The organism is Massilia cellulosiltytica, assembly GCF_047325105.1.
GTDB classification, from domain to species: Bacteria; Pseudomonadota; Gammaproteobacteria; order Burkholderiales; family Burkholderiaceae_D; genus Telluria; species Telluria orientalis.
Window position 1 is genome coordinate 4,391,873 of record NZ_CP168562.1, and the last position, 25,728, is coordinate 4,417,600.

The following is a 25,728-nucleotide window of genomic DNA, read 5'->3' on the forward strand; positions in this document are numbered from 1 at the left end:
AATTCCTTTCAGTATGCGGCGCCGGCGTTGGCGCCGTCGCCTTTGAATCGTGCCGCCAGCGCGACGGCGGCATTGCGCAGCAACAGCGCGTCGACGCCGACGAGCATGAAGCTGGCGCCGATCTCGCGGTAGCTGGCGGCCAGCGCCGGATCGGCCGAGAACACGCCGGCGGCCTTGCCGGCCGCGGCAATCCGGCCGATGGCGCCCGACACGGCAGCCTTGACGTCCGGATGACCGGGATTGCCGAGGTGCCCCAGCGAGGCCGCGAGGTCCGACGGCCCCACGAACACGGCATCGACGCCGTCGACCTCGAGGATGCCGCCCAGGCCGTCCAGCGCCGCCCGCGACTCGATCTGCACGATCAGGCATTGTTCGTCGTCGGCATGCGCGACATAATCGGCGACGCCGTTCCAGCGCGCCGCGCGCGCCATCGCCGTGCCGACGCCGCGGATGCCGCGCGGCGGGTAGCGCATCGCACGGACGAGGGCCCGTGCCTGGTCGGCCGTCTCCACCATCGGCACCATCAGCGTCTGCGCGCCGGCGTCGAGCAGCTGCTTGATGGCGGCCGGATCGTGGTCGCAGGTGCGCACGACGGGACGCACCGGATACGCGGCCAGCACCTGCAGCTGGGCGACGATCGTGCGCAGGTCGTTGGGACCGTGCTCGCCGTCGATCAGCAGCCAGTCGAAGCCGGTACCGGCCACCAGGTCGGCGACATACGGTTCGGCCATCCCGAGGAACAGGCCGATCTGCGGCTCGCGCGCGGCGAGCGCGCGCTTGAAGTCGTTGCGTGGCATCTCCATGCGGCCTCCTTATACGAAGCGCGCGCTGATCGCGCCCAGCGTGCCGTAGTCGATGTGGAAGGTGTCGCCCGGGCGCACCTTGACGGGACGGGTGAACGAACCCGCCAGGATGATCTGCCCAGGTTCGAGCGCCACGTCGAACGGCGCGAACTTCTTCGCCAGCCACGCGATGCCGTTGGCCGGATGATTCAGCACGCCCGCCGCGACGCCACTTTCCTCGATCACGCCGTTGCGGTACAACAGCGCCGCGACCCAGCGCAGGTCGACATCCATCGGCTTGATCGGGCGGCCACCCATGATGATGCCCACGTTGGCGGCGTTGTCGGAAATGGTGTCCATCACCTTGCGCGGACGCTTCGTCTCGGGATCGATGCGATGGCAGCGTGCGTCGATGATCTCGACGGCCGGGATCACGTAATCGGTGGCGGACAGCACGTCCAGCATGCTCACGTGCTCGCCGGCCAGGCGGTCCTTGAGGATGAACGCGAGCTCCACTTCGAGCATCGGGTCGATGAAGCGCTCGCACGGGATGTCGCTGCCATCCTTGAAGACCATGTCGTCCAGCAGCGTGCCGTAGTCCGGCTCGTCGATCTGCGACGACATCTGCATGGCGCGCGACGTGAGGCCGATCTTGTGGCCGACGACACGGCGGCCCTCGGCGAGTTTCAGCCGGATCCACTCGCGCTGGATCGCGTAGGCGTCGGGGATCGTGATGGCCGGATGGTCAAGCGAGAGCTGGCGCACCTGGATGCGGCTCTTTTCCGCTTCGTGCAGCCGCGAGGCGGCGTCCCTGATCGTGGTTTGGTCGAGCATATGGGTCTCTTTCTGTGTCACGCGCCGGCTGTCTTGTAGCGCGCGTGGATGTTGTTCTGTTTCCAGGTCCCGGCTTCGCTGAACTCGGCGATTTCCAGCGACAGCGCGAGGCCGCGCAGGGCGTACAAGTCGGCGAAGTGGTCCGTCATGAGGCGGAACAACGCGTCGCCTGTCCGCTGTTTCGCGTCAGGCGACCGGCCGCTGCCGATCTTCAGCGTCGCGTGGACGAACGCGTCGTCCGCGCTGCCGTCGGCCACGCAATAGTCGGTCAGGCGGATCGCACGCGAGCGGATGCCGCCCGTCGGATAAACGCCGTGCTGGGCGATGAGGACCTCGTTGGCCCGCCTCAGCAGCGCGGGCAGCGCGGCGGCGTCGTAGATGTTGTCCGTGCACTCGAACGTGAGGTGTGGCATGGCGTCTCCTCACACGGGCAGGATGGCGTTCAGCTGGCCCGTGCCGGACGAGCCGAAATAAGGCGTGACGATTTCCGCCCTGCCCTCGTACTCGTCCCACCCGAGCGCACCCAGCAGCATCGCGGTGTCGTGCATGAAGCCTTCGCCATGGCACTTGGTTGCGTACTCGGGCAGCATGCCGCAGAAGGCTTTCCAGTCGCCGTTCTTCCACAGCTCGACGACGTGGCGGTCGGTCGTTTCGAGGAACGGGTCCCACACCTTGTGCAGGAATTGCTCGGACACGCCGTTCTGGGCGAAGCGGTGCGACAACGAACCGCTGGCGAAGATCGCGACGGTGCCGTCGTAGACGTCCTCGATCGCGCGCCGCACGGCACGCCCGAATGCCACGCTGTCGGGCAGGTTGTGCGCCATGCACAGCGCCGATACCGACACGATCCTGAAGCGCTTGTCCTCGTTCATGTAGCGCATCGGCACCAGCGCGCCATATTCCAGGCCCAGGCTCGTGTCGTCGTGCGCGCGGGTGTGCACGCCGGCGTTCGTCGCGGCGTCGGCGATCATCTTGCCGAGTTGCGGATTGCCGTCGTACGCATACGGCAGGTTCTTGATGAAGTGCGGCAGTTCGTTGCTGGTGTAGATGCCCTCCCAGCGCGGCGCGCAGTTGATGTGGTAGCCGCTGTTGACGAGCCAGTGCGTGTCGAACACGACGATCGTGTCGACGCCCAGCGCGCGGCAGCGGCGCGCGATCTCCCGGTGCCCGTCGATGGCGGCCTGGCGGCAGCCCTTGTGCGGGCCGTCCTGCTCGGACAGGTACATCGACGGCACGTGCGTGATCTTGGCCGCGAGTGCGAGTTTGCCCATAGTCTCCTCCTTGTATTCAAACGCCCCAGCGCGGGATCGGGTGGTTGCCGTACGAGACCGCGACGTTCTTCGCCTCGCAGAACACCTCGTAGCTGTAGTGGTTGCCCTCGCGGCCCGTACCGGACGCCTTGACGCCACCGAACGGCTGGCGCAGGTCGCGCACGTTCTGGCTGTTCACGAACGTCATGCCGGCCTCGATGGCCTTGGCCATGCGCATGACGCGGCCCGTGTTCTCGGTCCACAGGTAGGACGACAGGCCGTACACGGTGTCGTTGGCGATACGCACTGCCTCCTCCTCCGTCTTGAAGCGGATGATGCAGGGGACCGGCCCGAAAATCTCGTCCTGGGCGATCTGCATCCGGTTGTCGACGTCCGCGAACACGGTCGGCTGCACCCAGTTGCCGCCCTTCAGGTGGGCCGCCACGTCCGGCGTGCCGCCCCCGTAGACGAGGTTCGCCCCTTCGCGCCGGCCCAGTTCGATGTAGCCCGTGACCTTGTCCCAGTGCGCGCGGCTGATCAAGGGGCCGATGATGGTGTCCGGGTCGAGCGGGTCGCCCACCTTCAGGCGCGCCGCGCGGCCGGCGAAGTCGGCGACGAACCTGTCGTAGATCCTGTCGTGCACGAGGATGCGCGAACCCGCCGTGCAGCGCTGGCCGTTGTTCGAGAAGATCATGAAGATCGCCGCGTCGAGCGCGCGCTCGTAGTCGGCGTCGTCGAAGATGATGAACGGCGACTTGCCGCCCAGCTCCATCGAGAATTTCTTCAGGCCGGCCGCCTTGACGATGCGGTTGCCGGTCGCCGTGGACCCCGTGAACGAAATCGCGCGCACTTCCGGATGCGCGATCAGGGGCTCGCCCGCCGTGTGACCGTAGCCATGCACGACGTTGAACACGCCCGGCGGAATGCCTGCTTCCAGCACCAGTTCGCCGAGGCGGCTCGCGGTCAGCGGCGACAGTTCCGACATTTTCATGACGGCCGTATTGCCCAGTGCGAGGCACGGCGCGGTCTTCCAGGTGGCGGTCATGAACGGTACGTTCCACGGCGAGACCAGTGCGCACACGCCCACCGGTTGCCACAGCGTGTAGTTCAGGTGGCCCGTGTCCGAGTCGTACGTCTCGCCATGCTGGTGCTGGGCCAGTTCCGCGAAATAGTGAAAATTGTCGGCGGCGCGCGGGATCAGCGCCTTCTTCGTCTGGCCGATCACCTGGCCGCAGTCGCGTGTTTCCAGCTCGGCCAGCGCCGGCACGTCGGCCGCGATCAGGTCGCCCAGCCTGCGCAGCAGACGGCCGCGTTCTTTCGCGGGCGTCGCGGCCCAGCCGGGAAAGGCGGCTTTCGCGGCGGCGACGGCCGCATCGACTTCGGCCTGCCCGGCGCTGGCGACGGTGGCCAGCACCTCGCCCGTCGCGGGATTGATGGTCTCGAACGCATCCCGGCTGTCGACCAGGCGGCCGCCGATCAGGTGTTGCACGTGGGTGGTCATGGGTTACTCCTTTGCTTGAACGATGGTGTTGACGAGCGTGCCGATGCCTTCGATCCCGGTCTCGACGACGTCGCCGGCCTTGACGTCGGCCAGGCCCTCCGGCGTGCCGGTGAGGATCACGTCGCCCGGGTACAGGGTCATGAAGGACGAGAGATAGGCGATCAGCGTCGGGATATCGAAGATCATGTCGGCCGTCGTTCCCTGCTGCGTGATCGCGCCGTTGACGCGTGTCGTCAGTGTCAAATTCATGGGGTCGGGCACGTCGGCGCGGTCGACCAGCCATGGTCCCAGCGGCGTGCAGGCGTCGCGGTTCTTCACGCGCAGGTTCGGGCGATACCAGTTCTCCAGGTAGTCGCGGATCGCGTAGTCGTTGGCGACCGTATAGCCGCGCACGATGTCGTACGCGCGCTCCTTCGGCACGCGGTAGCCCTGCTTGCCGATCACGACGGCCAGTTCGCACTCGTAGTGCATGTAGGTCGCGTCCTGCGGCCTGGGCGTGAACGCGCGATGCCCGACGATGCCGTTCGCCCCCTTCAGGAACACGAGCGGCGCCTCCGGGGCCTTGAACGCCAGTTCCTTCGCATGGTCGGCATAGTTCAGGCCCAGCGCGAAAACGGTGCCGGCCTCGATGGGCGCCAGCCATTCGACCTCGTTCTCGCCGAGCAGGCGGCCATCCGCAAGGCGCACGCGCCCGCCCTCCGCCTCGGTCACTGCATGGATGGCGCCTTGAAAAGCGATGCGTCCGTGCTTCATCGTGCGTCTCCTTCGATCGTGAAGGCCAGCGAGCCCAGGCCGGAGGCGGACACGCGCACCCGGCTGCCGATGCCGGCGCGCGGCGCGTCGTAGCGCACGCCGACCAGCAGCACGTCGCCGGCGCGCAGGGTCATGAATGCGGTCACGTCGGCCAGCAGCCGGGCCGGATCGCGCAGCAGCGTCGACAGCGACCAGCCGTCGACGACGGCGCCGTCGATCTCGACGCCCAGTTCGAGTCCGGCGAGATCGCACATCGGCAGCACGTCGGCGACCGGCAGTGCGCCGTCGAAGCACTTCTCGCGGATGGCCGGACGGTAGTAGCTCGCATGCGGCAGGCTCAGGTCGGCCGCCAGCACGATGCCGGCTACGTGATCCAGCGCGTCGGCCGGCGCCAGCCGCGCCGCGGCACGACCCATGACGAGGCCGATCGTGGCGCCGACCTCCACTTCCGTCGCGCCCGACGGCAGGCGTACGGTGGCGCCGTCGCCCACCCGCGTGCCCCTCGGCTTGATGTACAACACCGGCGCCCTGGGCGCTCCCTTGTAAGGCGCGGCCTCGAGGTCGCCAAGCGCCCGCACCGACGCACTGTCGTTCAGCACCACGCCATACACGGTGGCCGTGGGCGCGACGCTGTCCCGGATGAATTGCATGAGATTGTCTCCTTCGCGAAAATTCATTAAGATGTTAATCATTAAGATATTAACGAGTCAACCGGTTTTTCGCACAACGTGTTGCGCGGACGATCGACTACAATACGGCCATGGTCAAGAAAATCGAGTACCGCAACCTGCCCAACATGTTCCTGAAAGCCAGGGAAGTCCTGCTGGGCCAGTTCCGTCCCATCATCACGCACTTCGGTCTCACCGAGCAGCAATGGCGCATCCTGCGCGTGCTGGCCGACGCGGGCGAACTGGAACAGCGGGAGATTTCGGAAACGTGCGTGATCCTGGGTCCGAGCCTGACCGGCGTGCTGTCGCGCATGGAGGACATGGACCTGATCGTGCGCACGCGCATGGAGGAAGACCAGCGCCGCGTCACCGTGCGCATGACGAAGCTGGGCGAGAAGATCGTCGACACGGCGAGCCCGCTGATCACGCAGCAGTACCGCAACCTGGAGCAGGCGTTCGGGCCGGAATTGATCGCGGAAGTGTTTTCGGTGCTGGACCGGTTCGTCGACGCGGACCGGAAAGCGGTCCGGCAGGTGGAACTGCCGGACCGGCGTGCCGTCGACAAGGACGTCGCGCGGCTGATGAAGTGACGACGCGCGGCTTATTGCCGCGGAGGTGACGCCGCCACGTTGCGCCGCGCGATCGCGAATGCCTCGCGCAGCACCTGCAGGTCGCCGACGTGGTTCGCCAGCAGCAGGATCAGCTGGGCATTGAGCATCTTGCTCTGCTCGTCGTCCAGGTCCTGGTGCGTATCGACCAGCATCTCGTAGAAAGCGTCGTGGTCGGCGATGTTCGGCGCGACGTTCAGGGCCGTTCGGGTTCGGGCGTTCATGCGTGTTCCACCTGGCGTTCGGTTTCTGGAATGGCGTGCGGGGCCGCAGCATTGCCTGTGGCGCGCGCCACGGCGTCACGCACCGCGGCCGCGTCGACATAGCGCCAGCGGGCGCACACGTGCTGGTCGGGACGCAGCAGGTACAGCGTACCGGGACGGGCGTCGTAGCGCGCGGCAAGCAGGCCCTCGACGTCTTCCAGCATGCCGGGCTGCGCCTGGCCGGCCGGCGCCACCACGAGCGTCTGCACGGGAACGCGGTCGCCGGTCAGCATCTCCAGCTCGCGCAGCTTCTCGGCATCGTTCTCGGCGCCGGCGAAATACAGGCCCGTGAACTCGTTCCCCGTCTGCCACAGCAGCCAGTCGGCCTCGCCCTGCACGCGCACCGGCGCGTCGAGCGCGGGCGCACCGGGACGCAGCGCTGCCCCGAACACATCGCCGTCCGGCGTGTTGAGCGCCGTGTCGCCATACACGGACGGCATCGACAGGCGCCCGCTGTTGACCAGCTTGCGGGCGAACGGATAGTCCTTCGACAGCTGCAGCACGGCGTCGCGGAACAACCGGCTCACCGCGCTCTTGGGCGTGATGAAGTCGGTGGCGCGCGTCGAGTTCAGGATGTTCTCGTCGGCTGCGTACTCGCGTTCGCGGGCATACGTGTCGAGCAGCGCATCCGGCGCCTTGCCTTCGATGACGAGGCGCAGCTTCCATGCCAGGTTGTCCGCATCCTGGATGCCGCTGTTCGCGCCGCGGGCGCCGAACGGCGAGACGCCGTGCGCCGAGTCGCCCGCGAACAGCACGCGGCCGTGGCGGAAGTCGTCCATGCGCAGGCAGCAGAACGTGTAGATGCTGACCCATTCCAGGTCGAACTGCGTGTCCTTGCCGAGCAGCGCCTGGATGCGAGGGATCACACGCTCCGGCTGCGTCTCGGCAACGGGATCGGCGTCCCAGCCGAGCTGGAAGTCGATGCGCCAGACGTTGTCCGGCTGGCGGTGCAGCAGCACCGACTGGCCCGGATGGAACGGCGGATCGAACCAGAACCAGCGCTCGGTCGGGAAGTCGGCCGTCATCTTGACGTCTGCGATCAGGAAGCGGTCGCGGAATACGCGGCCGTGGCTTTCCAGGCCGAGCAGGCGGCGCACGGCGCTCTTGCCGCCATCGGCCGCGACCACGTACTGCCCTTCCAGCACATACTCGCCATCCGGCGTTTCCACCGTCAGGGCGACGTGGTCCGGGTGCTGCACGAGGCCTGCGACCTTGCTGCGCCAGCGCAGGTCCAAGGTGGGCAGTTCCTGCGCACGCTCGTGCAGGTAGCCTTCCACGTAATACTGCTGCAGGTTGATGAACGCCGGGCGCTGGTGGCCCTGCTCCGGCAGCAGGTTGAACTCATAGACCTCTTCGTCGCGCATGAACACGCGGCCGACGTTCCAGCTGACGCCCTTGTCGACCATGCGCTGGCCGCACTGCAGGCGATCGAAGATCTCGAGGGTGCGCTTGGCGAAGCAGATCGCGCGCGAACCGGCGGAGAGCTTGTTGTCGTCGTCCAGCAGCACGACGGGGACGCCCTGCTGCGCGAGGTCGATCGCCGTGGCCAGCCCGACCGGGCCGGCGCCGACGACGATCACCGGGTGACGCGCGGCGTCGCCGGTGGCCGGTGCGTAGTCGAACACGCACCGTTGGTAATCGATATCCATGTCCGGCTCCCGATTCAGGCCTGCAGCGAGTGCCACATGTCCTTGTCGCGCTCCGCGGTCCAGATGCGCGGATGCTTGATGCCGCTGGCCTCGTCGTAGGCGCGGGTCACGTCGAACGGCAGGCAGTGCTCGTAGATGAACACGTGGCCGAACTTCGGGTCCATCCTGCTGCGCGTGTGCGCCATCGCTTCCTTCAGGGTCATCTTCGCGGCCACGGCTTCCCTGGCGGCGCCCAGCAAGGTCGTGACGAAGTCCTTGGTGTAGTCGATGCCCGCGTTGACTTCCTGCGGCGTGACCAGCGCGGGGCCGCGGCCCGGCACCAGCTTCTCGGCGCCCAGCGCGCGCAGCGCTTCCAGCGTCGCCGGCCATTCTTCCAGCTGGGCGTCGCCCGTGTAGGCGGCGGCGTCGAATTCGACCAGGTCGCCCGAGAAGCAGATCTTCTGCGACGGGATCCAGGCGATCGTGTCGCCCTTCGTGTGGCCCATGCCGATGTGCGCGAGCTTCACTTCCAGCTTGCCCATGAAGATCGTCATCTCTTTTTCGAAGACCATCGTCGGCCACGACAGGCCCGGCACGGACTCGACACCCGCGAACAGGCGCGGGAAGCGTTCGATTTCCGATTTCATGTCCTGCTCGCCGCGCTCGACGATCAATTCATAGGTACCGCGCGATGCGATGATCTGCTCGCCGCCTTCCTGGAAATAAGCCGACGCGCCCAGCACGCGCACGGCGTGGTAGTGGGTCAGCACGACGTACTTGATCGGCAGGTCGGTGACGCTGCGGATGTGCTTGATGAGGGCCTGGGCCATCACCGGCGTGGCGGTGGTGTCGATCACCATCACGCCGTCGTCGCCGATGATCACGCCCGAATTCGGATCGCCTTCGGCGGTATAGGCATATGCGTTGTCCGACAGCTTGATGAAGCTGGTCTTCTTCTCTTCCAGGTCCGCCTGCGAAGCGAATTTTTTTTCTGCCATGATGCAATCTCCTCGATGATGCCGAGCTTGTTGTCGGTATCCAGACTGTAGGAGTTGCCGTATTATCTGTAAATCGGGTTACATCGATCACAACTATGAATTCTATACATAACGCGGACCTGGACCTCAATTTGCTGCCGGTCTTCGACGCGCTGATCCGCATCGGCAACGTCAGCCGCGCCGCCGAAGAACTGAACATGTCGCAGAGCGCCGTCAGCCATGCGTTGAAGCGCCTGCGCGCATTTTTCGGCGATCCGCTGTTCCTCAAGACGGGCACCGGCATGCAGCCGACGCCGCGCGCGCTGGAGCTGCGCCAGCCGATCCTGAACGTGATGGGGACGGTGCGGGGCGAGCTGCTCGTCCGCGAGGGCTTCGACGCGGCCGTCGCCCGCAGGACGTTCACCTTGTGCCTGACCGACATGGGCGAGCTGATCTTCCTGCCCCGGCTGATCTCCCGCCTGCGCGAGGCGGCGCCGGGCTGCACCTTGCGCACCCTGCAGCTGCCGATGGACCAGGTGCCGCCGGCCCTCGAAAGCGGCGAAGCGGACCTTGCACTCGGGTCGCTGCATGCGATGCCGGAAGGGCTGTACCAGCAGCAGCTGTTCACGCGTTCCTTCGTCACCATCGTGAACCGGCGCAACCGCGCGATCGGCGACGTGCTGTCGCGCGAACAGTTCTTCGAGATGGAGCACATCGTCGTGTCGATGTCGGGCCGCATCCAGGACGCCTACGACGCCGTCGTCGACGAGCTGGCCGGCCCGCGCCGCATCTACCTCACGACGCCGCACTTCCTCACGGTGCCGATGATCATCGAGCAGAACCCGCAACTCATCGCCACGGTACCGCGCGAACTGGCGACCAAGTTCGCCGGCTACAACAGCATCCGCATGGTCGACACGCCCGTCGCCGTGCCGCCGTTCGCGATCCGCCAGCACTGGCATCCGCGCTTCCAGCACGATGCGGCGAATACCTGGCTGCGGCGGCTGGTCAAGGAGACGTTCGACACGCATCCCGAGTGACGGCGGTCACTCGGCGAAATGCGCCGCGACCAGCGTGCGCAGCCAGCGGTTGCCCTCGTCCTGGTTGTAGCGCCGGTGCCAGAACATGTTCGTCTGCAGCGCCGGCAGGTCGAGCGGCGATCGCACCGCCTCCAGCCGGAATGGCCCCGCCGCGCGTTCGGCCAGCTTCTGCGGCACGGTCGCGACGAGATCCGTCGTGCTCACGATATACGGCACGGCCGCGAAATGCGGCACGCTGAAGCTGGCCGCCAGGTCGATGCCGGCCTGCGCCAGCGCGTCGTTGATCGCGTCGTACGGGCGCTCCATCGACGTCACGACAAGGTGGCGCACGCCGCCCAGGCGCTCCATGGTGAGGGGCTCCCCCGCCAGCGGATGCCCGTGCCGGAACAGGTGCACGCAGGGCTGGCGGAACAGGCGGCGCTGGTACAGCACGGCCGGGGCGTCGTCGAACGCGCCGATGGCGAGGTCGACGCGGCCCGCTTCCATGTCCGTCCGCAGGTCGACGAGACCGGCGCGGACCGACGCGATGTCGACCTGCGGCGCCTCCCGCGCGCAGGCCTCGATCAGGCGCGGCATGAAATACATCTCGCCCACGTCCGTCATCGCCACCGTGAAGCGGCGCCGGCTCGTGGCCGGATCGAATGCCTGCTCCGGACGGAGTGCCTGCTCCATCAGGCCCAGCGCGGCCGCCACCTGTTCCGACATGCGCTCGGCGTACGGCGTCGGCTGCATGCCTTCCGTCGTACGCACGAACAGCTCGTCGCCGACGCTGCGGCGCAGCCGTGCCAGCGCATTGCTGACGGCCGACTGCGTCACTTTCAGCCTGCGCGCCGCGCCCGAGATCTGGCGCTCGCGGAACACTTCATGGAAGACCACCAGCAAGTTCAGGTCCAGTTCGCGCAACTCCATCCGGGCACCCCATTTACGTTAGAAATAGTCATAATTTTTCTATTTATATCGTAAAATTCGCAGCGCTGCACTACATTGTCCCTGTACGCAACGTCCAACCCAGGAGACAACGTGAGCTCGACCCTTGACCATGCCGGCTATCTGTCCGGCTTCGGCAACGAATTCGCCACCGAAGCACTGCCCGGCGCCCTGCCCGCCCACCAGAATTCCCCGCAACGCGCACCGTACGGCCTGTATGCCGAGCAGCTGTCCGGCACGGCATTCACCGCGCCGCGCGCCACCAACAAGCGCAGCTGGCTGTACCGCATCCGCCCGGCTGCCATGCACCAGCCGTTCAAACAGATCGACAACGGCCGCATCGTCAGCAGCTTCGACGAGGTCGCGGCGCCGCCGAACCAGCTGCGCTGGGATCCGTTGCCGATGCCGCAGGTGCCCACCGACTTCATCGACGGCTGGGTGACGATGGCCGGCAACGGCTCGCCCGCCGCGCAGAGCGGCTGTGCCATCCACCTGTACGCGGCCAACCGCGACATGGCCTACCGCTACTTCTACAGCGCCGATGGCGAGCTGCTCGTCGTGCCGCAGCAGGGCCGCCTGCATATCGCCACCGAGATGGGCGTGATCGACATCGAGCCGCAGGAGATCGCCGTGATCCCGCGCGGCGTGCGCTTCCAGGTCAGCCTGCCGGACGGCGAGGCGCGCGGCTATATCTGCGAAAACTTCGGCGCCTTCCTGCGCCTGCCGGACATGGGGCCGATCGGCTCGAACGGCCTCGCCAACCCGCGCGACTTCCTCACGCCGCGCGCCGCCTACGAAGACCGCGAAGGCGACTTCGAACTGGTCGCCAAATTCGGCGGCAACCTGTGGCTTGCTTCGATCGGCCACTCGCCGCTGGACGTCGTCGCCTGGCACGGCAACTATGCGCCGTACAAGTACGACCTGCGCCACTTCAACACCATCGGCTCCATCAGCTACGACCATCCGGACCCGTCCATCTTCCTCGTGCTGCAGGCGCCGTCGGACACGCCGGGCGTCGACACGCTGGACTTCGTGATCTTCCCGCCGCGCTGGCTCGCCGCCGAAGACACGTTCCGCCCGCCCTGGTTCCACCGCAACGTCGCGAGCGAATTCATGGGCCTGATCCACGGCCAGTACGACGCCAAGTCGACCGGCTTCCGCCCGGGCGGATCGAGCCTGCACAACTGCATGAGCGGCCACGGACCGGACGAACCGACGTTCACGAAGGCGAGCGACATCGACACGACGGCGCCGCAAAAGGTCGACGACACGATGGCCTTCATGTTCGAGACGCGCGACGTGATTCGTCCGACCGCGTACGCGCTGGCCTCGCCCCAGATCCAGCCGGATTACTTCCAGTGCTGGCAAGGCTTCAAGAAACTCTTCAATCCGCACAAGGCATGATCATGCAACTGAACGAAACCCACGATCCCTCGCTCACCAGCTGGGTCGACTCGGCCAACACGCCGGACACCGACTTCCCGATCCAGAACCTGCCGTTCTGCGTGTTCCGTCCGCGCGGCAGCGGCCAGGCGTTCCGCGGCGGCGTCGCGATCGGCGACCGGATCGTCGATCTCGCCGCGCTCGGCGATGCCGTGGACGGTGCCGCCCGCGATGCCGCCGTGCTGGGCGCGCGCGACAGCCTGAACGACCTGATGGCGGCGGGCCCGCAAGCCTGGTCGGCGTTGCGCCTCGCACTGTCGCGCCTGCTGCGCAGCGGCGCCACGCCGCGTCCGCACCTGCTGGTGGCGCAAGCCGATGCCGAATACGCTGTCCCGGCGCGCATCGGCGACTACACCGACTTTTATACGTCGATCCACCACGCGACCGCCGTCGGCCGCCTGTTCCGCCCCGATAATCCGCTGCTGCCGAATTACAAATGGGTGCCGATCGGCTACCACGGCCGCGCCTCGACCATCGGCGTCTCGGGCCAGACGTTCGCCCGTCCGCGCGGCCAGACGCGCGGCCCGGCCGACGCGGAACCGAGCTTCGGCCCGTGCAAGCGTCTCGACTACGAGCTGGAAGTCGGCATCTTCGTCGGCCGCGGCAACGACGCGGGCGAACCGATTCCGGCCGGCCAGGCGGAGTCGCACGTATTCGGCCTGTGCCTGCTGAACGACTGGTCGGCGCGCGACGTGCAGGCCTGGGAATACCAGCCGCTGGGCCCGTTCCTGTCGAAGAACTTCGCGACCACGATCTCGCCCTGGATCGTCACCCTGGAAGCGCTCGCGCCGTACCGCGCCGCGTGGCAGCGCGACGCCGCCGACCCGCAGCCGCTGCCCTACCTCGACTACGACAGCCTGCGCGCGAGCGGCGGCCTGGACATCGAGCTGGAAGTCCTGCTGGAGACGGCAACCATGCGGCGCGAAGGCCAGGCGCCGGCGCGCCTGTCGCAGTCGAACTTCCGCCATTCCTACTGGACGGTCGCCCAGCTGATGGCCCACCACACCGTGAACGGCTGCGCGCTGAATGCGGGCGACCTGCTCGGCTCCGGCACGCAATCCGGTCCGGACAGCGCGGAAGCGGGATCGCTGCTGGAGCTGACGGTCGGCGGCAAGCAGCCGCTCACGCTGCCTAACGGCGAACAGCGCGTGTTCATCGAGGACGGCGACCGCATCGTGCTGCGCGGCTGGGCCGCCGCGCCCGGCCGGCCCCGCATCGGCTTCGGCGAGGCGTCGGGCACCGTGCTACCGGCGCGTTGAAGAAAGGGCGACATGAAACTTCACACGTACTTCCGCAGCTCGGCCGCGTACCGCGTGCGCATCGCGCTGAACCTCAAGGGGCTACAGGCCGAGATGGCGCCGGTGCACCTCGTGAAGGATGGCGGCGAGCAGTTCAGCGCCGCCTACGACGCCCTCAACCCGTCGCACCTCGTACCGCTGCTGGAAGACGGCGGCATGCGGCTGACGCAGTCGCTCGCGATCATCGAGTACCTGGACGAGACGCATCCGGAACCTCCGCTGCTGCCGCCGGATGCGCGCGGCCGCGCAAGGGTGCGCGCGCTCGCCCAGGCCATCGCGTGCGACATCCACCCGATCAACAACCTGCGCGTGCTGAAGTACCTGAGCGGGGAACTGGGCATCCCGGCCGAGCAGAAAGGCGCGTGGTACCGCCATTGGGTGGCGCTGGGCCTGCAGGCGCTGGAAACGCAAGTGGCGCGCGATCCGGAAACGGGCCGCTTCTGCCACGGCGACACGCCGACCATCGCCGACTGCTGCCTCGTGCCGCAGTTGTACAACGCGCGCCGCTTCGAATGCGACTTGACGCCCTACCCCATGCTGGTCGCCATCGCGGAACGGTGCGAGGCACTGGCGGCGTTCGCCGATGCCCGGCCGGAGCGGCAGGCCGACGCGCAATAATTCGGCCCGCCACCTCGCCGGACGCGCCCACGCCAGTTTGCGTACGCGTTCGGACGAGGTGGCGGCCGAGAATGTCTTCATGAGCCGGGCACGATCCATCTCCGCCATGCGCGAGGTTGCAGGAAGATCTGCTCGTAATCCAGCGCCGGCTCAGAACGTGCGCGTCACGGTGAGGACGACCGCGCGGCGCGATACGTCCGCTACCGCGGGCATGCCATTCCTGTCCGGCACACCAGTCGAGTAATGCTCGTAGGCGGGCGTCGCCCCGTACGCGCGGCTCCAGGCGACGGCGGCGCTCCACCGGTCGTCCAGCTGCGCGGTGAACCCCGCCCGCACGTCGCGCCAGTTCCAGGCCGCGTTGCCGCTGCCGGCGACGCGGCCATCGCCGGCGTGCAGGTTCAGCGTGACGCCGTGGCCGAGTTCATGGTTGATGCCGGCGTCGACGTAGCCGCTTCCGCGCGCCTGCGTGATGCCGAAGAACGTGGGCGTGACCGTGACGTTGTACTTCACGTAGAACGATTTCCAGGTCAGGCCGGCCGAGAGTTCGCCATAGTCGAAGCGCGTATGCGTGGCCGCGATGCGCGCGCCCGGGTAGAGATAGTAGATGGCGGACACGTTGTAGCCGAGGGCACCCGCCGTCCCCGTGTAGCCGCCGTAGAGGTCGAGTTCGCGCGAGCCGTTCTCCACGAAACGTGCGTCGACGGTCGAGCCCCACGCGCCGGCCGACCACCCGTCCGGGCGAACGTAGTCGACGCCGCCCTGCAGGGCCGGACGGCCCCACGACTGGCGGATGCCGCGTCCGACATACTGCGATGCGAATGTCACGTTGGCGCTCAGGGTAGATGGCGGACTGGCGGGATCCCGTGCCGGCGCGGGCTCGCCGGCGCCTTCCGCCGCAAAGGCCGGCGGTGTGAAGACTGCCATCATCAAGGCCGAGGATGACAGCAGCCGTTGTTCGAAATGCATGTGGTACCTGTGTATCGATTTCTGCGGTCCGTCCGACGGACGGTGCCAGGCATCGTAGTACTGGCCGGGCTGTTACCGGTATCGAAATCCGGCAGAACTGGTCGCGCCGGCCTTGCCTCTGCGGCGTGGGCGTAAATCGCCGGCACGAAGCTGTAAAGTCACCAGAATCTCGATCGATCTCACGATATTCGCCGACGGCAAGGACCACGACCCCGGAATACCTATCAGGTATGGAGCGATACTTATTCGGTCATGGACCGAACGTGGATGTTCTACTTAAACTCTCCAATATGTCGCAATGTCCGATGCCCGTACGACCGGGCGTCGACAAGGCGAGCGCCCCCACGACAGCAGTTCAAACGGAGACATACACATGAAGGTGTTCAATACAAAAGAAGCGCAGGACCTGTTGAAGGCCGCGTCGAACCTGGGTAGCCCGGATGGCGACGAGCGCACGAAGCAGATCGTCAACCGCCTGCTCGCCGACCTGTTCAAGGCGATCGACGACCTGGACATCACGCCCGATGAAATCTGGAAAGGCGTCAATTACTTTAACAAACTGGGCAAGGACGGCGAGGCAGCACTGCTCGCGGCCGGCCTCGGCCTGGAGAAATACCTGGACATCCGCATGGATGCAGCCGACCGCGAAGCGGACATCCACGGCGGCACGCCGCGTACGATCGAGGGCCCGCTGTATGTCGCAGGCGCACCGGTACGCGACGGCGTCTCCAGGCTGGACATCAACCCGGATGAGGATGCCGGCCCGCTGATCATTCGCGGTACGATCACCGGCCCAGACGGCAAACCGCTGCCTGGCGCGGTCGTCGAATGCTGGCACGCGAATTCGAAGGGTTTCTATTCCCACTTCGATCCGACCGGTGCGCAAAGCGATTTCAACCTGCGCGGCGCGGTCCGCGCGGATGCGGAAGGCAAGTATGAATTCCGTACGTTGATGCCGGTCGGCTATGGCTGCCCGCCTGACGGCGCGACGCAGCAACTGCTGGACACGATCGGCCGTCACGGCAACCGCCCGGCCCACGTGCACTTCTTCGTCACGAGCGACAAGGCCCGCAAGCTGACCACGCAGATCAACATCGCGGGCGATCCGCTGATCTGGGACGACTTTGCGTACGCTACCCGCGAAGAACTCGTGCCTGATTGCGTCGACAAGACGGGCGGCCTGGCGCTCGGCCTCAAGACCGGCGCGTACAAGGAAATCAAGTTCGACATCGAGCTGACGCCACTGGTGCAAGGCAAGGATAACCAGGTCGTCAATCGCCTGCGTACCGCAGCCGCGGCCTGACCCCCAGTGCGGCAAGCCCCACCCGGGGCATGCCGCCACCTTCTTCCAGTCGTCTACGCCCCGCCACCGAGCGGGGCGTACGTCATGTGACTATCGTGACGGGCAACGAATGCCGCCGCGAACTCGCAGGCCAGCGTCACCACGTACGATCCCAGCTCGTGCCCCACATCGGTGTCCCGGCGCGTGTGGACCCAGCCCAGGTAGGTAAACCCGCGCGCCATCATGAAGACCGGCAGCTTGTCCAGGATCGCCGGCGGCAGCGGACGGCATTCCCGGTAGCCCTCGATCAGCGCCGCGTAGGCGGTCTCGTAGAGCGGATCCTTGCGGATGAAATACAGGGCGGTCGCGATCTCGAACAGATGCCACCCGAAGCCCGCGTCGTCGAAGTCGAGCAGGCGCACCTTGCCGTCCTCGACGAGAAGGTTCTCGGGTACGAAATCGGCATGGATCAGGCTGTAGCACGCGGCATGGTCGGGCGAGCGGGACATCGCGTCGAGCTCGGCGCGGACGATCGCGCGCGCGCGCAGCAGCAGCGCGCGCTGCTCGGCGCTGAGCTGCTCCAGCTCCCAGAACCGTCCCCAGAACGGCTGTTCGCCCACCAGCCCTTCGGCATCCCAGGCGTGCCGCACGAAGCCGTCGGGCAGCCGCCAGGTCGTCGCATGATTGTGCAGGCGTGCCGCGACGTTGCCGATGGTTCGATAGGTATGGGCGATGCCGACGATGTCCCTGCCCAGGCCATGCTCGGAAGTCCCGAGCTGCCGCCCGTCGATCCAGGCGAACAGGTCGATCTGCACACGCTCGGGCCGGTGCGGCAACGTGCGCGTGATGAACAGGTCCCCCTCCCTGGTCGGAATCACCGTGGGGACGTCGATGCCGGCATGTTGCAGCGCCGCCATCCATTGCAATTCGGCGCGCAGCGCGTCGTCCGAATGGTAGCCGCCCCGATGGATGCGCAGGGCATACAGGCGGCCGCACGTCGTCCTGACCTTGAAGACCGCGTTTTCCCTGTGCTTGATCAGCGCCAGTTCGGCGCAATCGATGTTCCACGCCGGCAGCGCCGCCATGGCCAGGTCGTGCAGCGCGCGGGCATCGTGCATCTTGTCATGCGTTTGTGCACCCATCGCTACCCCTCCAGTGCGCCGAGCGAACTGCACAGCCTGGTCAGCAACAGGTCGGCATCCGCGGTCGAGAACGGTAACGGCGGACGGATCTTGAGGACGTTGTTATAGGGTCCCAGGCGGCTGATCAGCACGCCGTTTTCCTTCATGTGATTCACGAGCCTGCCCGCGAGCGCGGGCGCCGGCACGCGCCCGGCCCTGTCCTCGACCAGTTCGACGGCGAAGAACAGCCCCGAACCGCGCACGTCGCCGATCGACGCGTGCCGTTTCTGGAGCGCGCGCAGGCCATCGAGCACGTACTCTCCCACCCGGCGCGCACCGTTTACCAGGTCTTCGTCCCTGATCGTGTCCAGCACGGCAAGCCCCGCTGCGCACGAGACCGGATTGCCGCCGAAGGTGTTGAAGTACATCGTGCTGTCGCGGAAGCCGTTGCCGATCTCCGCGCGCGTGACGACGCCGCCGATCGGATGGCCATTGCCCATCGGCTTGCCGAGCGTGACGATGTCCGGCACGACGCCGTGCATCTGCTGGCCCCACATATGGCCCGTGCGTCCGAAGCCGGATTGCACTTCGTCGAAGATGAGCAGGCCGCCGGCATCCCGTACCAGCTGCGCGACCTTGCGCATATAGCCCTCCGGAATGGTCGGCAGCCCCTCGTTGGCGAAGATCGGGCATACCAGCATGCCGGCGAAGCCCGTGCCGTCTTCCTGCAGCGCGGCGATCGCGCGCGCCACCTCGGCCACGTAGGCGTCGCACAGCGCCTCGCCCTCGAGGCCGTGGAGCGGACGAAAGGTTTGCGGGAACGGCACCGAGCGCACGTTCGGGCTGCCTGTCGCGCCGTCCCGGAACATGGTCGACAGTTCATCGACCGCGGTGGAATTGCCGTGGTAGGTGCAGTCCGAACAGACGATGCCCTTCGCTCCCGTGCGTTGCCGCGCGATGCGCAGTGCGAGGTCGTTGGCTTCGCTGCCGGTGCAGGTGAAGAACACCATGTCGAGCGAGGCGTCGAACGTCGCGGTGAGGCGTTCGCCGTAGTCGAGCACGTTCTCGTGCAGGTAGCGCGTGTGCACGTTCAGCTGCGCCGCCTGGCTTGCCAGCGCGGCGACCACGCGCGGATGGCAATGCCCGACCACCGGCACGTTGTTATAGGCGTCGAGATAGCGCTTGCCGTCGGCGTCGTACAGCCACACGCCCTCGCCCCGCACGATATGCAGCGGCGTATCGTAGAACAGCGGTGCGCCCTTGCCCAGCAGCCGGTACCGGCGTTCCAGTAATCCTGTTTCCATCATGTCTCCCATCGTTTTGAATCGGGTGTCGAATTCATTCCGTTCCGGCGACGCGGGCGGAACGGGTGCGTGTCAGTGTCAGGTAGTAGAGGCCGCACGATGCATAGGCCAGCGCCACATACGCGAGCGCCGCCGGCTGCAGGCCCGCGCAAGCCAGCAGGACCACGATCGACAGCGCCAGGGCCGTGGCGGCCGTGCGTGTCCCGCCGATCGCGCGATAGGGTCGCGGCAGGTCCGGCTGCGTGCGGCGCAGGCGCATGAACGACACCAGCACGAGCACGTTGCACACGCTGACGCTGAAGATGAAGCAGACCAGCACCGTATTGGCGTCGATGGCCATTCCCGCCAGGGCGAACGCGCCGACCACATAGAGTGCATTGACCGGCGCGCCCCTGCCGTTCGTGCGCGCCAGCTGCGCCGGCAGCAGGCCGGATTGCGCCAGCGAATACAGCTGGCGCGAACCGCTGTACGTCATCGAGAACACGGTGGACACCAGCGACACGATCGAGCCGGCGCCGACGGCGGTGCCGAGCCAGCCGAGGTTGGCGAGGCCCGGCCCGCCCATCGCCACGTACAGGGGATTGCCGTCCGCCAGCGCGACGCGCGCGATCCCGCCGCCGCCGGTCGCCAGGACGAGGACCGCGCTGCCCAGTGCGAGAATCACGCCGACCGCCGCCAGCAGGGCTTTCGGCAGGTTGCGACCGGGCTGGTGCATGTCGCCGACCGCGTTGGCGGCCTGTTCGACGCCGAAGAACATGAACAGGGCATACGGAATGCATTCGATGACGCCGTACGCGCCGTGCGGGAACACGGTCGCCGCCCCTTGCCGCTGGCTGTACAGTCCCGCCACCGAAAAATGCGGCAGCATGGCGGCGCAAAACAGCAACAGGACGATGACCGAAAAGAGACCGCCGGCAGCCGTCAGCGTGACGGCCTCGCGCGCGCCGCGCAGCTGGACTGCGACCAGTACGGCGACGAGCACCAGCTTCAGCGGCAGGCCGCCGGCGCCCAGCACTGCCGTGCAATAGGCCTCGATGAAATTACAGCCGGCGCCGGCCGCGAAGCCCACGGCGATGGCGACCGACATGCCGGCGAAGTAGCTGCCGGCCCGGCCGAGACCATACCCGGCGTACGAATCCATGCCCTGGGCCTGCGGATGCGCGGCGCCCAGCTCGGCGACACATTGCGACAGGCACAGGTAAAAGCAGGCCATGACGACGGAGGCGGCCACCATGCCGCCCCATCCCCCGAGGCCGAGGCCGAAGTTCCAGCCCGAGAAATTCCCGGAGATGGCGAATGCGATGCCGAGACCGGCGACGTTCAACCACTTGAGGCCCGACGAGCCTTCACGCGTATTCATTCAGATGCTCCGAGATCGGATCGGGAAATCGCCCGGGCGGACGAGCTAAGTGAACCGAGTGTAGGGGCACCCGGTTGCATCCACTATCCAAAATCGGAAAACATGCGCCACGCACGTGCGCAGTCGGAGTCAACTAACGTTACGCGCCCGCGCCGTGACGCAGCGTCTCGGACGGCGCTTCGCCGAACATCGCGCGGTAGTACTGGCCGAACTGGCCCTGGTGCCAGAATCCCCACTTGCCGGAGATGTCCTGCACGCTGCGCGTGAGGCGGCCCGGCTGCTTCAGGTCCCGGCGTGCGCCGTTCAGGCGCAGGGCCCGCAGGTACTGGACGGGACTGACACCCAGCACCTCCTGGAAGCAATAATTGAGCTTGCGCCGGCTGGTTCCCAGCCGCGCGCACAGGTCGAGTATCGAGGGCGAATCGCCGAGGTTGTCGAGGACGTGTTCGCACGCCTTCCTGACCAGCTGCCTGCGCGCACCCAGCGTCGCGTCGCCGCCGGCCTCCCCGGTTTCCGGCAACAGGTCCGCGAAGGCGAGCAGCAGGCGGTCCTCGAGTTCGCGCTGCACGGCACCGAAGCCGAGACGATCCGCGGCGTGACCGGACAGCCAGAAGATCTCCTTCAGGATGGCGTGGATCGCATCGACCTTCGGGCCGGGCTCGCACAGCCGCAGGGCCGGGCGGCGTTCGTACCGTGCCAGGTCGATGCCGATGCGCGCGAAGACGTCCCGCACGCGGCGCGCGTCGATGCTGACGCTCAGGAGCTCCATCGACAATGGCGTACGGAAGTCGATGGGGCCACCGGATGGGCACAGCATCAGGCTGCCGGGCTTGACACGCTCGCCCTCGAAATAACAGTCGCCCGTCGCGTGGGTGGCGATCCCGAACACCATCGCGTCACCGGGGAAGCGGCCCCGGTGGTGCACCATGCGGTTCATCGATTCGTGGAACGCCTGTACGTCCAGAAAGCGTACTTCGCGAATCTCGCCGGCATAGCGGCCGGCGGACAGCTGGTCGTACTGAAGTGCCCAGCCGCTGACGCTGTGCGCACCGACGTCGACGTCCTCGACGTAGCGGTGGGCGCTGTGCAGGCGCCTGCCGATAGAAGCCGGTGTGTCTTGCATGCTCGTCATCTGTTGCCGCCGCCTGATCGGTCGCCGCTAATTGCCATCGCGTCCGCGTGTGGCCGTCATCTGCAACCCGACCAGCACCTGCGTCCGCGCGCCCGCGATGTCGAGCGGCGGGTTGGCCCGCCAGCGCGTCACTTCGGCCGTCGTGTACGGCCTGAAGTCCGCCGGCAGCGTCTTCGGCGAGAAGGTGCGCAAGGCCCAGTTCGTCAATGCCGCGAGCTCGGCATCGGTGACGTTGGCATTGCGCGCGCCCGGCACCTGCACGAGGAAGGCGCGGCCCGCCTTCGTGCGCTGGAACACGCCCAGCGTGTCGATCATGCTCGGCACGCCGTATGCCGGCGTGCCGCTGCCGTCCACCTGGTGGCAGCCCGCGCAGTGCAGCAGGTACAGGCTGCGCGCCCGCTGCGGCGTGATCGCGGCCGGTTGCGCGGCCGCGTGGCCGCCCACCGCAACCGGACGCACGTCCGCCGCCTGCGCGCCGGACAGGCTCGCGCCCAGCCACAGCACGCCGGCCGCGGCCGCCGCCCGGACGAGGTGACGGCCGTCCATCACTTCGCCAGCGCCTGCTTGCGCAGCGCGCGCAGTTCCGACACCGACGGCGTCTTCGCGCGCAGCTTCGCCACCTCGTCGGCCGTGACCGCCGGAACCGACTTCACGCCGTTCACGTCCTGCACGAGGTAATTGCTCAGGGCCGCGATCTCGGAGTCGGCGAGGCGGTTCTGCGTCGGCATCACGCCGTTGAACGGGCCCTCGTCGGTCGTGATCTGGCCGTGCATCCCGGCCAGCAGCACGCCCGGCACGTACGTCCCGGTCTTCGCCAGCTTGTCCCAGTAGCTGCCCTTCAGCGGCGGCGCCAGGCCCGCGGCGCCCTGCGCCTCGGCCTGGTGGCACATGGCGCATGCGGCGCGGAACACGTCGGCGCCCTTGACTTCCTGGGCCTGGGCGGCGGTGGATACGGCCACGAACATCGCGGCCAGTGCCAGCTTCATCGCGTCATGCATGGTCACTCCTCCGCCAGGCCGACCACGGATGCCGTGGTGCAGTGGAACATCGAGCTGTCGTTGCTCATGCACCAGTTGATGTCGTTGTGCAGGCCGAGGTTGTAGCCCGGGCGCTCGCGCAGGTTGGTGTTGCACATGCACTTGCCGCACGAGGTCTTGCCGCAGCAGTCGTTGTAGCTGACCAGATAGTCCTTGCCGTCCTTCGGGTTGTGGCAGGTGCCCACCCAACTGACCTTGGACGCGTTGGTGCCCGGCGGGCACTGCGTCAGCGAACCGCCGCAGCACGAGCACAGGAAGCCGTCGATCGCGCAATAGCGCCAGTATTCGCATGCCGTCGCGTCGTCGGTGGCGGCGTTGGCGCCGCCCTTCGCGCCGCCGTGCGTGGCGGCTTTCGCCTCGCTGCGGTCGAACGGCAGCACCGGCAGGACAAAAGCGGCGCCGACCAGCGCGCGGCTGATGCGGGTGAGTGCGTGGCGGCGCGAGACGGTCTGCGCCAGCCGGCGGCTCTGCCGCTCGGCCAGAGTGTCGAACCATTTGAACATCGTAGTGACTCCTTAGTGGGTGTGGCCGTGCGCGTGGCCGTGCGCATGCGCGTGCTCGCCGGATGCCGGCGCGTACAGGAACTCCTGCACCGACGCCACGCCCAGTTCCTGGGCCGTCAGCAGGCTTTCCAGCTGTTCGCGCGAATTGATCAGGCCCTTGGCGCTGACGTTGCCGCTGGCGTCGATCAGCACCGCGTACGGCAGGCGCGCGACACGATAGGCCATGCCCAGTTGGGCCGACAGCACGTACGGGAAGCCCGTCAGACCATACTCCTGGCGGAACGCCTGGTGTTCCGGCTGGTCGCCATCGCTGGCCAGCACCATGCGCAGCCAGCCCGACTCGGCCTTCTGCATCGACTTCAGTACCGGCAGCAGCTTCTTGCATACCGGGCAGGTCGGCGACAGGAAGAACAGCAGCGTGTTCGTGCCGGCGGCGCCGGGCAGTTGCACCGCCTGCGAGTCGATCGTACGCAACGCCATCGCCGGCGCGGCCTCCCCGACCTTCGGACCGGAATCGGTCACCAGCGCGCCCATCGGGGCGACACGCTCGAACAACACGCCCACCTGGCGCGCCAGGGCGATCACCATCGCCACCAGCGCCAGCACGGCGCACCACAACAATCCATTCGAAATCAGCAAAGCGGTTTCCATCTATGTCTCCAAAATCTTGAGTTCAGTCCAGCACGCGCTGCGGCGGCAGGTTGGCCAGGATCTGATTCGTTGTCACGTACAGGCCTTGCAGGACCAGCGCGCCGGCGAACACGGTGAGCCAGTCGATCCAGCCGGGCATGCGTCCCGTTTCGGGGACGAACGCCGTGGACAGGCCCAGCCCGGTGGCGATCACGCACAGCACCAGGTTGCGCACGACGAGCGCCGAGCGGATCACCTGGGAGCCGTCCGCGCCGCCGCAGCCGCAATCGATCGTGTCGCGACCGTGCGCGAGGTTCCAGTCCATGGCGGCCGCATAGGCCGCGAGCAGCACGGCCGACAGGCCGGCCGCATACGGCCGCGTGGCCGCCGCCAGCCAGCCCAGGGCCAGCAGTACCTCGAGCGCGGGGATCGCGACCGCGGCCGGCGTGTTCCAGAAACGCGGCAGGACGCGGTAGTCGGCCACCTGTTGCTGGAACAGGCGCCATGCCATCAGCTTGTGCGTCGCGGCGATGCCGAACAGCAGCGCGAAGAACGCGCTGGGCAGCATCGTCAGCACGGGATCGAACGCCATGGTCATGGCGTGTCCACCTGCAGCGGCGCTTCGCCGATCGGTTGCGATACGAAGACCTGGCGCTTCGTGTCGAGATCGAAGGCGACGAGCTGGTTGGTTGCGCCATTGAGCGCATACAGGTAATGCAGGCCGCTCGTGCCGACCGACAGGGCGATGGCATTCGGCGCCTTCATGCGCGCGATGCGCTTGCCGGTCGCCAGGTCCAGCGTCCAGATTTCCTGCGCCGGATTCTTGTGGCTACCCTCCGCGCCCTTCGGATGCATGCCCACGAACAGCTGGCCGCGCGGGGCGTCGAGGGCGAGCAGCTGGAAGCCGCCGGGGCGCCAGCCGGCCTTGCGGTCTTCGGCCGTCACGAACGGCGTCGAACCTTCCAGCACGGGCTGCGCGCCGCGCAGGTCGGCGCGGTGGAGCGTACCGGTGAACGTGACGAAAAAGTAATGACCATCCTTCGCGACGGTGGCGGTGAACACGGGATCGTTGCCGGAATCGAAGAACTTGGCCGTGACCGCGCGCTGGGTCACCTTCCCTGCCGCGTCGAGCGTGACGGTGGCGAGCTTGCCGTCCCCGCACATCATCGAGAAGCGCAGCGCCTCGGTCGAGGAAGGATAGATGCCCCAGCAGCCCGCGGTCGGCACTTCGGTCAGCAGCTTCTTGTTCTGCAGGTCGACGACAGACACCGACGTGGCCGGCGTGGCGTTCTGCACGAACAGGTAGCGGCCGTCGAACGACGGGCGCGTCAGCGTCTGCTGGTAGGCGGACTCGGCGCGCCGCGTGGGCAACTCGACGTCGCCCGTCATGCGCAATGTGTCGGCATTGTAGATTTCGACCACGTCGTGGCGCTCGCCGTGTGTGTGGCGCGTCAGATAGGTCGTCGCGACGTACAGCGTCTTGCCGTCGGGCGAAGGCGCGAAGTGGCCGGCGAACCCGCCATCGAGCAGGCCGGCATACTTGCCGTTACGCCCGTCGAAGACGTTGATGCGCCCATCCATCAGGTGGCCGATCGCGAAATCGGAAACGTAGACGCGCGGCATGTCGGCCGGCAGCGCGACGCCGTCCTTCAATCGTTCCGGCTCGAAGTCGGCGGCCGTTGCGCCGGCGGCGAAAAAGGCGAATCCCGCAGCGAGTGCGGTCTTCCATACAGGCGCTCGAGGTCCTGTTTTCGTTATCGGTCTCATGGTGCTGTCTCAGATGTTGTCGAATAAGGCTGGCGC

28 protein-coding genes are annotated in these 25,728 nt (G+C 67.1%); 6 read left to right on the forward strand and 22 right to left on the reverse strand.

What is annotated here, in order from left to right; genetic code table 11:
- Positions 1 to 8: 8 nt before the first annotated feature.
- From ACEN9H_RS19050 to ACEN9H_RS19080, 7 genes are read right to left on the reverse strand one after another with little or no spacing between them, the layout of a single operon-like run.
- Positions 9 to 803 (reverse strand): aldolase/citrate lyase family protein, encoded by a 795-nt coding sequence (locus tag ACEN9H_RS19050; RefSeq protein ID WP_413671673.1) that lies wholly within the window; start codon positions 801 to 803, stop codon positions 9 to 11.
- 9 nt (positions 804 to 812) lie between these two features.
- Positions 813 to 1,616: a 2-oxo-hept-4-ene-1,7-dioate hydratase gene (hpaH, locus tag ACEN9H_RS19055; protein WP_413671674.1), complete on the reverse strand. Its 804-nt coding sequence runs from the start codon at positions 1,614 to 1,616 to the stop codon at positions 813 to 815.
- Between the two features lie 17 nt (positions 1,617 to 1,633).
- On the reverse strand, positions 1,634 to 2,029 hold the full coding sequence (locus tag ACEN9H_RS19060) for a 5-carboxymethyl-2-hydroxymuconate Delta-isomerase (RefSeq protein WP_413671675.1): 396 nt from the start codon (positions 2,027 to 2,029) through the stop codon (positions 1,634 to 1,636).
- Positions 2,030 to 2,038: 9 nt separating this feature from the next.
- Complete coding sequence (hpaD, locus tag ACEN9H_RS19065; protein WP_413671676.1) at positions 2,039 to 2,887, reverse strand: 3,4-dihydroxyphenylacetate 2,3-dioxygenase; 849 nt, start codon at positions 2,885 to 2,887, stop codon at positions 2,039 to 2,041.
- A gap of 16 nt (positions 2,888 to 2,903) precedes the next feature.
- Positions 2,904 to 4,367 (reverse strand): 5-carboxymethyl-2-hydroxymuconate semialdehyde dehydrogenase, encoded by a 1,464-nt coding sequence (gene hpaE / locus ACEN9H_RS19070; protein ID WP_413671677.1) that lies wholly within the window; start codon positions 4,365 to 4,367, stop codon positions 2,904 to 2,906.
- A 3-nt stretch (positions 4,368 to 4,370) separates the two neighbouring features.
- Positions 4,371 to 5,120 (reverse strand): fumarylacetoacetate hydrolase family protein, encoded by a 750-nt coding sequence (locus tag ACEN9H_RS19075; RefSeq protein WP_413671678.1) that lies wholly within the window; start codon positions 5,118 to 5,120, stop codon positions 4,371 to 4,373.
- A complete protein-coding gene (locus tag ACEN9H_RS19080) occupies positions 5,117 to 5,770 on the reverse strand; it encodes a fumarylacetoacetate hydrolase family protein (RefSeq protein WP_413671679.1) in 654 nt (217 codons plus the stop codon). The genes ACEN9H_RS19075 and ACEN9H_RS19080 overlap by 4 nt, the downstream gene beginning before the upstream one ends.
- 110 nt (positions 5,771 to 5,880) lie before the next feature.
- Here ACEN9H_RS19080 and hpaR point away from each other — a divergent pair, with 110 nt between their 5' ends.
- Positions 5,881 to 6,378, forward strand: coding sequence for a homoprotocatechuate degradation operon regulator HpaR (gene hpaR, locus ACEN9H_RS19085; RefSeq protein ID WP_160408800.1), 498 nt, complete (start codon positions 5,881 to 5,883; stop codon positions 6,376 to 6,378).
- Positions 6,379 to 6,389: 11 nt separating this feature from the next.
- Here the strand turns inward: hpaR and ACEN9H_RS19090 are convergent, their stop codons facing one another.
- From ACEN9H_RS19090 to ACEN9H_RS19100, 3 genes are read right to left on the reverse strand one after another with little or no spacing between them, the layout of a single operon-like run.
- A complete protein-coding gene (locus ACEN9H_RS19090; RefSeq protein ID WP_160408798.1) occupies positions 6,390 to 6,620 on the reverse strand; it encodes a DUF2783 domain-containing protein in 231 nt (76 codons plus the stop codon).
- Positions 6,617 to 8,308, reverse strand: coding sequence for an FAD-dependent oxidoreductase (locus ACEN9H_RS19095; protein WP_413671680.1), 1,692 nt, complete (start codon positions 8,306 to 8,308; stop codon positions 6,617 to 6,619). Before ACEN9H_RS19095 ends, ACEN9H_RS19090 begins: the two co-directional genes overlap by 4 nt.
- Positions 8,309 to 8,322: 14 nt before the next feature.
- Entirely contained in the window at positions 8,323 to 9,285 is a 963-nt protein-coding gene (locus ACEN9H_RS19100) for an MBL fold metallo-hydrolase (protein ID WP_413671681.1), read from the reverse strand.
- A gap of 95 nt (positions 9,286 to 9,380) precedes the next feature.
- On the opposite strand from ACEN9H_RS19100, the gene ACEN9H_RS19105 reads away from it, so the two are divergent.
- The gene (locus ACEN9H_RS19105) at positions 9,381 to 10,304 is read left to right on the forward strand and encodes a LysR family transcriptional regulator (RefSeq protein WP_413671682.1); all 924 of its coding nucleotides are present in this window, start codon (positions 9,381 to 9,383) and stop codon (positions 10,302 to 10,304) included.
- A 6-nt stretch (positions 10,305 to 10,310) separates the two neighbouring features.
- On the opposite strand, the gene ACEN9H_RS19110 is transcribed toward ACEN9H_RS19105, so the two are convergent.
- The gene (locus ACEN9H_RS19110; RefSeq protein ID WP_413671683.1) at positions 10,311 to 11,213 is read right to left on the reverse strand and encodes a LysR family transcriptional regulator; all 903 of its coding nucleotides are present in this window, start codon (positions 11,211 to 11,213) and stop codon (positions 10,311 to 10,313) included.
- A 111-nt stretch (positions 11,214 to 11,324) separates the two neighbouring features.
- Between ACEN9H_RS19110 and hmgA the strand changes: the two genes are divergently transcribed.
- Genes hmgA through maiA form a run of 3 tightly spaced genes read left to right on the forward strand, consistent with a single transcriptional unit; the run spans position 11,325 to position 14,590 of the window.
- Positions 11,325 to 12,635, forward strand: a complete 1,311-nt coding sequence (gene hmgA / locus ACEN9H_RS19115) for a homogentisate 1,2-dioxygenase (RefSeq protein ID WP_413671684.1) — start codon at positions 11,325 to 11,327, stop codon at positions 12,633 to 12,635.
- Positions 12,632 to 13,933, forward strand: coding sequence for a fumarylacetoacetase (fahA, locus tag ACEN9H_RS19120; protein ID WP_413671685.1), 1,302 nt, complete (start codon positions 12,632 to 12,634; stop codon positions 13,931 to 13,933). Before hmgA ends, fahA begins: the two co-directional genes overlap by 4 nt.
- Positions 13,934 to 13,945: 12 nt before the next feature.
- Positions 13,946 to 14,590 carry a maleylacetoacetate isomerase gene (gene maiA / locus ACEN9H_RS19125; RefSeq protein WP_413671686.1) on the forward strand — a complete coding sequence of 215 codons (645 nt, stop codon included), beginning with the start codon at positions 13,946 to 13,948 and terminating at the stop codon, positions 14,588 to 14,590.
- Positions 14,591 to 14,740: 150 nt separating this feature from the next.
- Here the strand turns inward: maiA and ACEN9H_RS19130 are convergent, their stop codons facing one another.
- Positions 14,741 to 15,556 (reverse strand): TorF family putative porin, encoded by an 816-nt coding sequence (locus ACEN9H_RS19130; RefSeq protein ID WP_413671687.1) that lies wholly within the window; start codon positions 15,554 to 15,556, stop codon positions 14,741 to 14,743.
- Positions 15,557 to 15,923: 367 nt separating this feature from the next.
- Here ACEN9H_RS19130 and catA point away from each other — a divergent pair, with 367 nt between their 5' ends.
- Positions 15,924 to 16,859, forward strand: coding sequence for a catechol 1,2-dioxygenase (catA, locus tag ACEN9H_RS19135; RefSeq protein ID WP_413675604.1), 936 nt, complete (start codon positions 15,924 to 15,926; stop codon positions 16,857 to 16,859).
- Between the two features lie 53 nt (positions 16,860 to 16,912).
- Here catA and ACEN9H_RS19140 read toward each other — a convergent pair whose 3' ends face one another.
- The 10 genes from ACEN9H_RS19140 to ACEN9H_RS19185 form a co-directional block, all read right to left on the reverse strand.
- The gene (locus ACEN9H_RS19140; protein WP_413671688.1) at positions 16,913 to 17,980 is read right to left on the reverse strand and encodes a phosphotransferase enzyme family protein; all 1,068 of its coding nucleotides are present in this window, start codon (positions 17,978 to 17,980) and stop codon (positions 16,913 to 16,915) included.
- Positions 17,981 to 17,982: 2 nt separating this feature from the next.
- Complete coding sequence (locus ACEN9H_RS19145; RefSeq protein ID WP_413671689.1) at positions 17,983 to 19,263, reverse strand: aspartate aminotransferase family protein; 1,281 nt, start codon at positions 19,261 to 19,263, stop codon at positions 17,983 to 17,985.
- Between the two features lie 34 nt (positions 19,264 to 19,297).
- Entirely contained in the window at positions 19,298 to 20,623 is a 1,326-nt protein-coding gene (locus ACEN9H_RS19150; protein ID WP_413671690.1) for an amino acid permease, read from the reverse strand.
- A gap of 139 nt (positions 20,624 to 20,762) precedes the next feature.
- The gene (locus ACEN9H_RS19155) at positions 20,763 to 21,746 is read right to left on the reverse strand and encodes a helix-turn-helix domain-containing protein (RefSeq protein ID WP_413671691.1); all 984 of its coding nucleotides are present in this window, start codon (positions 21,744 to 21,746) and stop codon (positions 20,763 to 20,765) included.
- 36 nt (positions 21,747 to 21,782) lie between these two features.
- Positions 21,783 to 22,301, reverse strand: coding sequence for a cytochrome C (locus tag ACEN9H_RS19160; RefSeq protein ID WP_413671692.1), 519 nt, complete (start codon positions 22,299 to 22,301; stop codon positions 21,783 to 21,785).
- On the reverse strand, positions 22,301 to 22,753 hold the full coding sequence (locus ACEN9H_RS19165; RefSeq protein ID WP_413671693.1) for a c-type cytochrome: 453 nt from the start codon (positions 22,751 to 22,753) through the stop codon (positions 22,301 to 22,303). The genes ACEN9H_RS19160 and ACEN9H_RS19165 overlap by 1 nt, the downstream gene beginning before the upstream one ends.
- 2 nt (positions 22,754 to 22,755) lie before the next feature.
- Entirely contained in the window at positions 22,756 to 23,295 is a 540-nt protein-coding gene (locus tag ACEN9H_RS19170) for a methylamine dehydrogenase light chain (RefSeq protein WP_413671694.1), read from the reverse strand.
- A gap of 12 nt (positions 23,296 to 23,307) precedes the next feature.
- Entirely contained in the window at positions 23,308 to 23,946 is a 639-nt protein-coding gene (mauD, locus tag ACEN9H_RS19175) for a methylamine dehydrogenase accessory protein MauD (protein WP_413671695.1), read from the reverse strand.
- A gap of 22 nt (positions 23,947 to 23,968) precedes the next feature.
- Positions 23,969 to 24,523, reverse strand: a complete 555-nt coding sequence (locus ACEN9H_RS19180; RefSeq protein WP_413671696.1) for a MauE/DoxX family redox-associated membrane protein — start codon at positions 24,521 to 24,523, stop codon at positions 23,969 to 23,971.
- On the reverse strand, positions 24,520 to 25,692 hold the full coding sequence (locus ACEN9H_RS19185) for an amine dehydrogenase large subunit (RefSeq protein WP_413671697.1): 1,173 nt from the start codon (positions 25,690 to 25,692) through the stop codon (positions 24,520 to 24,522). The genes ACEN9H_RS19180 and ACEN9H_RS19185 overlap by 4 nt, the downstream gene beginning before the upstream one ends.
- Positions 25,693 to 25,728: the final 36 nt, after the last annotated feature.

Excerpts from the sequence above, each read along its gene's own strand:
- ACEN9H_RS19050 (WP_413671673.1), bottom strand. The coding sequence starts at position 803 with ATGGAGATGCCACGCAACGACTTCAAGCGCGCGCTCGCCGCGCGCGAG.
- hpaH (WP_413671674.1), bottom strand. The coding sequence starts at position 1,616 with ATGCTCGACCAAACCACGATCAGGGACGCCGCCTCGCGGCTGCACGAA.
- ACEN9H_RS19060 (WP_413671675.1), bottom strand. The coding sequence starts at position 2,029 with ATGCCACACCTCACGTTCGAGTGCACGGACAACATCTACGACGCCGCC.
- hpaD (WP_413671676.1), bottom strand. The coding sequence starts at position 2,887 with ATGGGCAAACTCGCACTCGCGGCCAAGATCACGCACGTGCCGTCGATG.
- hpaE (WP_413671677.1), bottom strand. The coding sequence starts at position 4,367 with ATGACCACCCACGTGCAACACCTGATCGGCGGCCGCCTGGTCGACAGC.
- ACEN9H_RS19075 (WP_413671678.1), bottom strand. The coding sequence starts at position 5,120 with ATGAAGCACGGACGCATCGCTTTTCAAGGCGCCATCCATGCAGTGACC.
- ACEN9H_RS19080 (WP_413671679.1), bottom strand. The coding sequence starts at position 5,770 with ATGCAATTCATCCGGGACAGCGTCGCGCCCACGGCCACCGTGTATGGC.
- hpaR (WP_160408800.1), top strand. The coding sequence starts at position 5,881 with ATGGTCAAGAAAATCGAGTACCGCAACCTGCCCAACATGTTCCTGAAA.
- ACEN9H_RS19090 (WP_160408798.1), bottom strand. The coding sequence starts at position 6,620 with ATGAACGCCCGAACCCGAACGGCCCTGAACGTCGCGCCGAACATCGCC.
- ACEN9H_RS19095 (WP_413671680.1), bottom strand. The coding sequence starts at position 8,308 with ATGGATATCGATTACCAACGGTGCGTGTTCGACTACGCACCGGCCACC.
- ACEN9H_RS19100 (WP_413671681.1), bottom strand. The coding sequence starts at position 9,285 with ATGGCAGAAAAAAAATTCGCTTCGCAGGCGGACCTGGAAGAGAAGAAG.
- ACEN9H_RS19105 (WP_413671682.1), top strand. The coding sequence starts at position 9,381 with ATGAATTCTATACATAACGCGGACCTGGACCTCAATTTGCTGCCGGTC.
- ACEN9H_RS19110 (WP_413671683.1), bottom strand. The coding sequence starts at position 11,213 with ATGGAGTTGCGCGAACTGGACCTGAACTTGCTGGTGGTCTTCCATGAA.
- fahA (WP_413671685.1), top strand. The coding sequence starts at position 12,632 with ATGATCATGCAACTGAACGAAACCCACGATCCCTCGCTCACCAGCTGG.
- maiA (WP_413671686.1), top strand. The coding sequence starts at position 13,946 with ATGAAACTTCACACGTACTTCCGCAGCTCGGCCGCGTACCGCGTGCGC.
- ACEN9H_RS19130 (WP_413671687.1), bottom strand. The coding sequence starts at position 15,556 with ATGCATTTCGAACAACGGCTGCTGTCATCCTCGGCCTTGATGATGGCA.
- ACEN9H_RS19140 (WP_413671688.1), bottom strand. The coding sequence starts at position 17,980 with ATGGGTGCACAAACGCATGACAAGATGCACGATGCCCGCGCGCTGCAC.
- ACEN9H_RS19145 (WP_413671689.1), bottom strand. The coding sequence starts at position 19,263 with ATGGAAACAGGATTACTGGAACGCCGGTACCGGCTGCTGGGCAAGGGC.
- ACEN9H_RS19150 (WP_413671690.1), bottom strand. The coding sequence starts at position 20,623 with ATGAATACGCGTGAAGGCTCGTCGGGCCTCAAGTGGTTGAACGTCGCC.
- ACEN9H_RS19155 (WP_413671691.1), bottom strand. The coding sequence starts at position 21,746 with ATGCAAGACACACCGGCTTCTATCGGCAGGCGCCTGCACAGCGCCCAC.
- ACEN9H_RS19160 (WP_413671692.1), bottom strand. The coding sequence starts at position 22,301 with ATGGACGGCCGTCACCTCGTCCGGGCGGCGGCCGCGGCCGGCGTGCTG.
- ACEN9H_RS19165 (WP_413671693.1), bottom strand. The coding sequence starts at position 22,753 with ATGCATGACGCGATGAAGCTGGCACTGGCCGCGATGTTCGTGGCCGTA.
- ACEN9H_RS19170 (WP_413671694.1), bottom strand. The coding sequence starts at position 23,295 with ATGTTCAAATGGTTCGACACTCTGGCCGAGCGGCAGAGCCGCCGGCTG.
- mauD (WP_413671695.1), bottom strand. The coding sequence starts at position 23,946 with ATGGAAACCGCTTTGCTGATTTCGAATGGATTGTTGTGGTGCGCCGTG.
- ACEN9H_RS19180 (WP_413671696.1), bottom strand. The coding sequence starts at position 24,523 with ATGACCATGGCGTTCGATCCCGTGCTGACGATGCTGCCCAGCGCGTTC.
- ACEN9H_RS19185 (WP_413671697.1), bottom strand. The coding sequence starts at position 25,692 with ATGAGACCGATAACGAAAACAGGACCTCGAGCGCCTGTATGGAAGACC.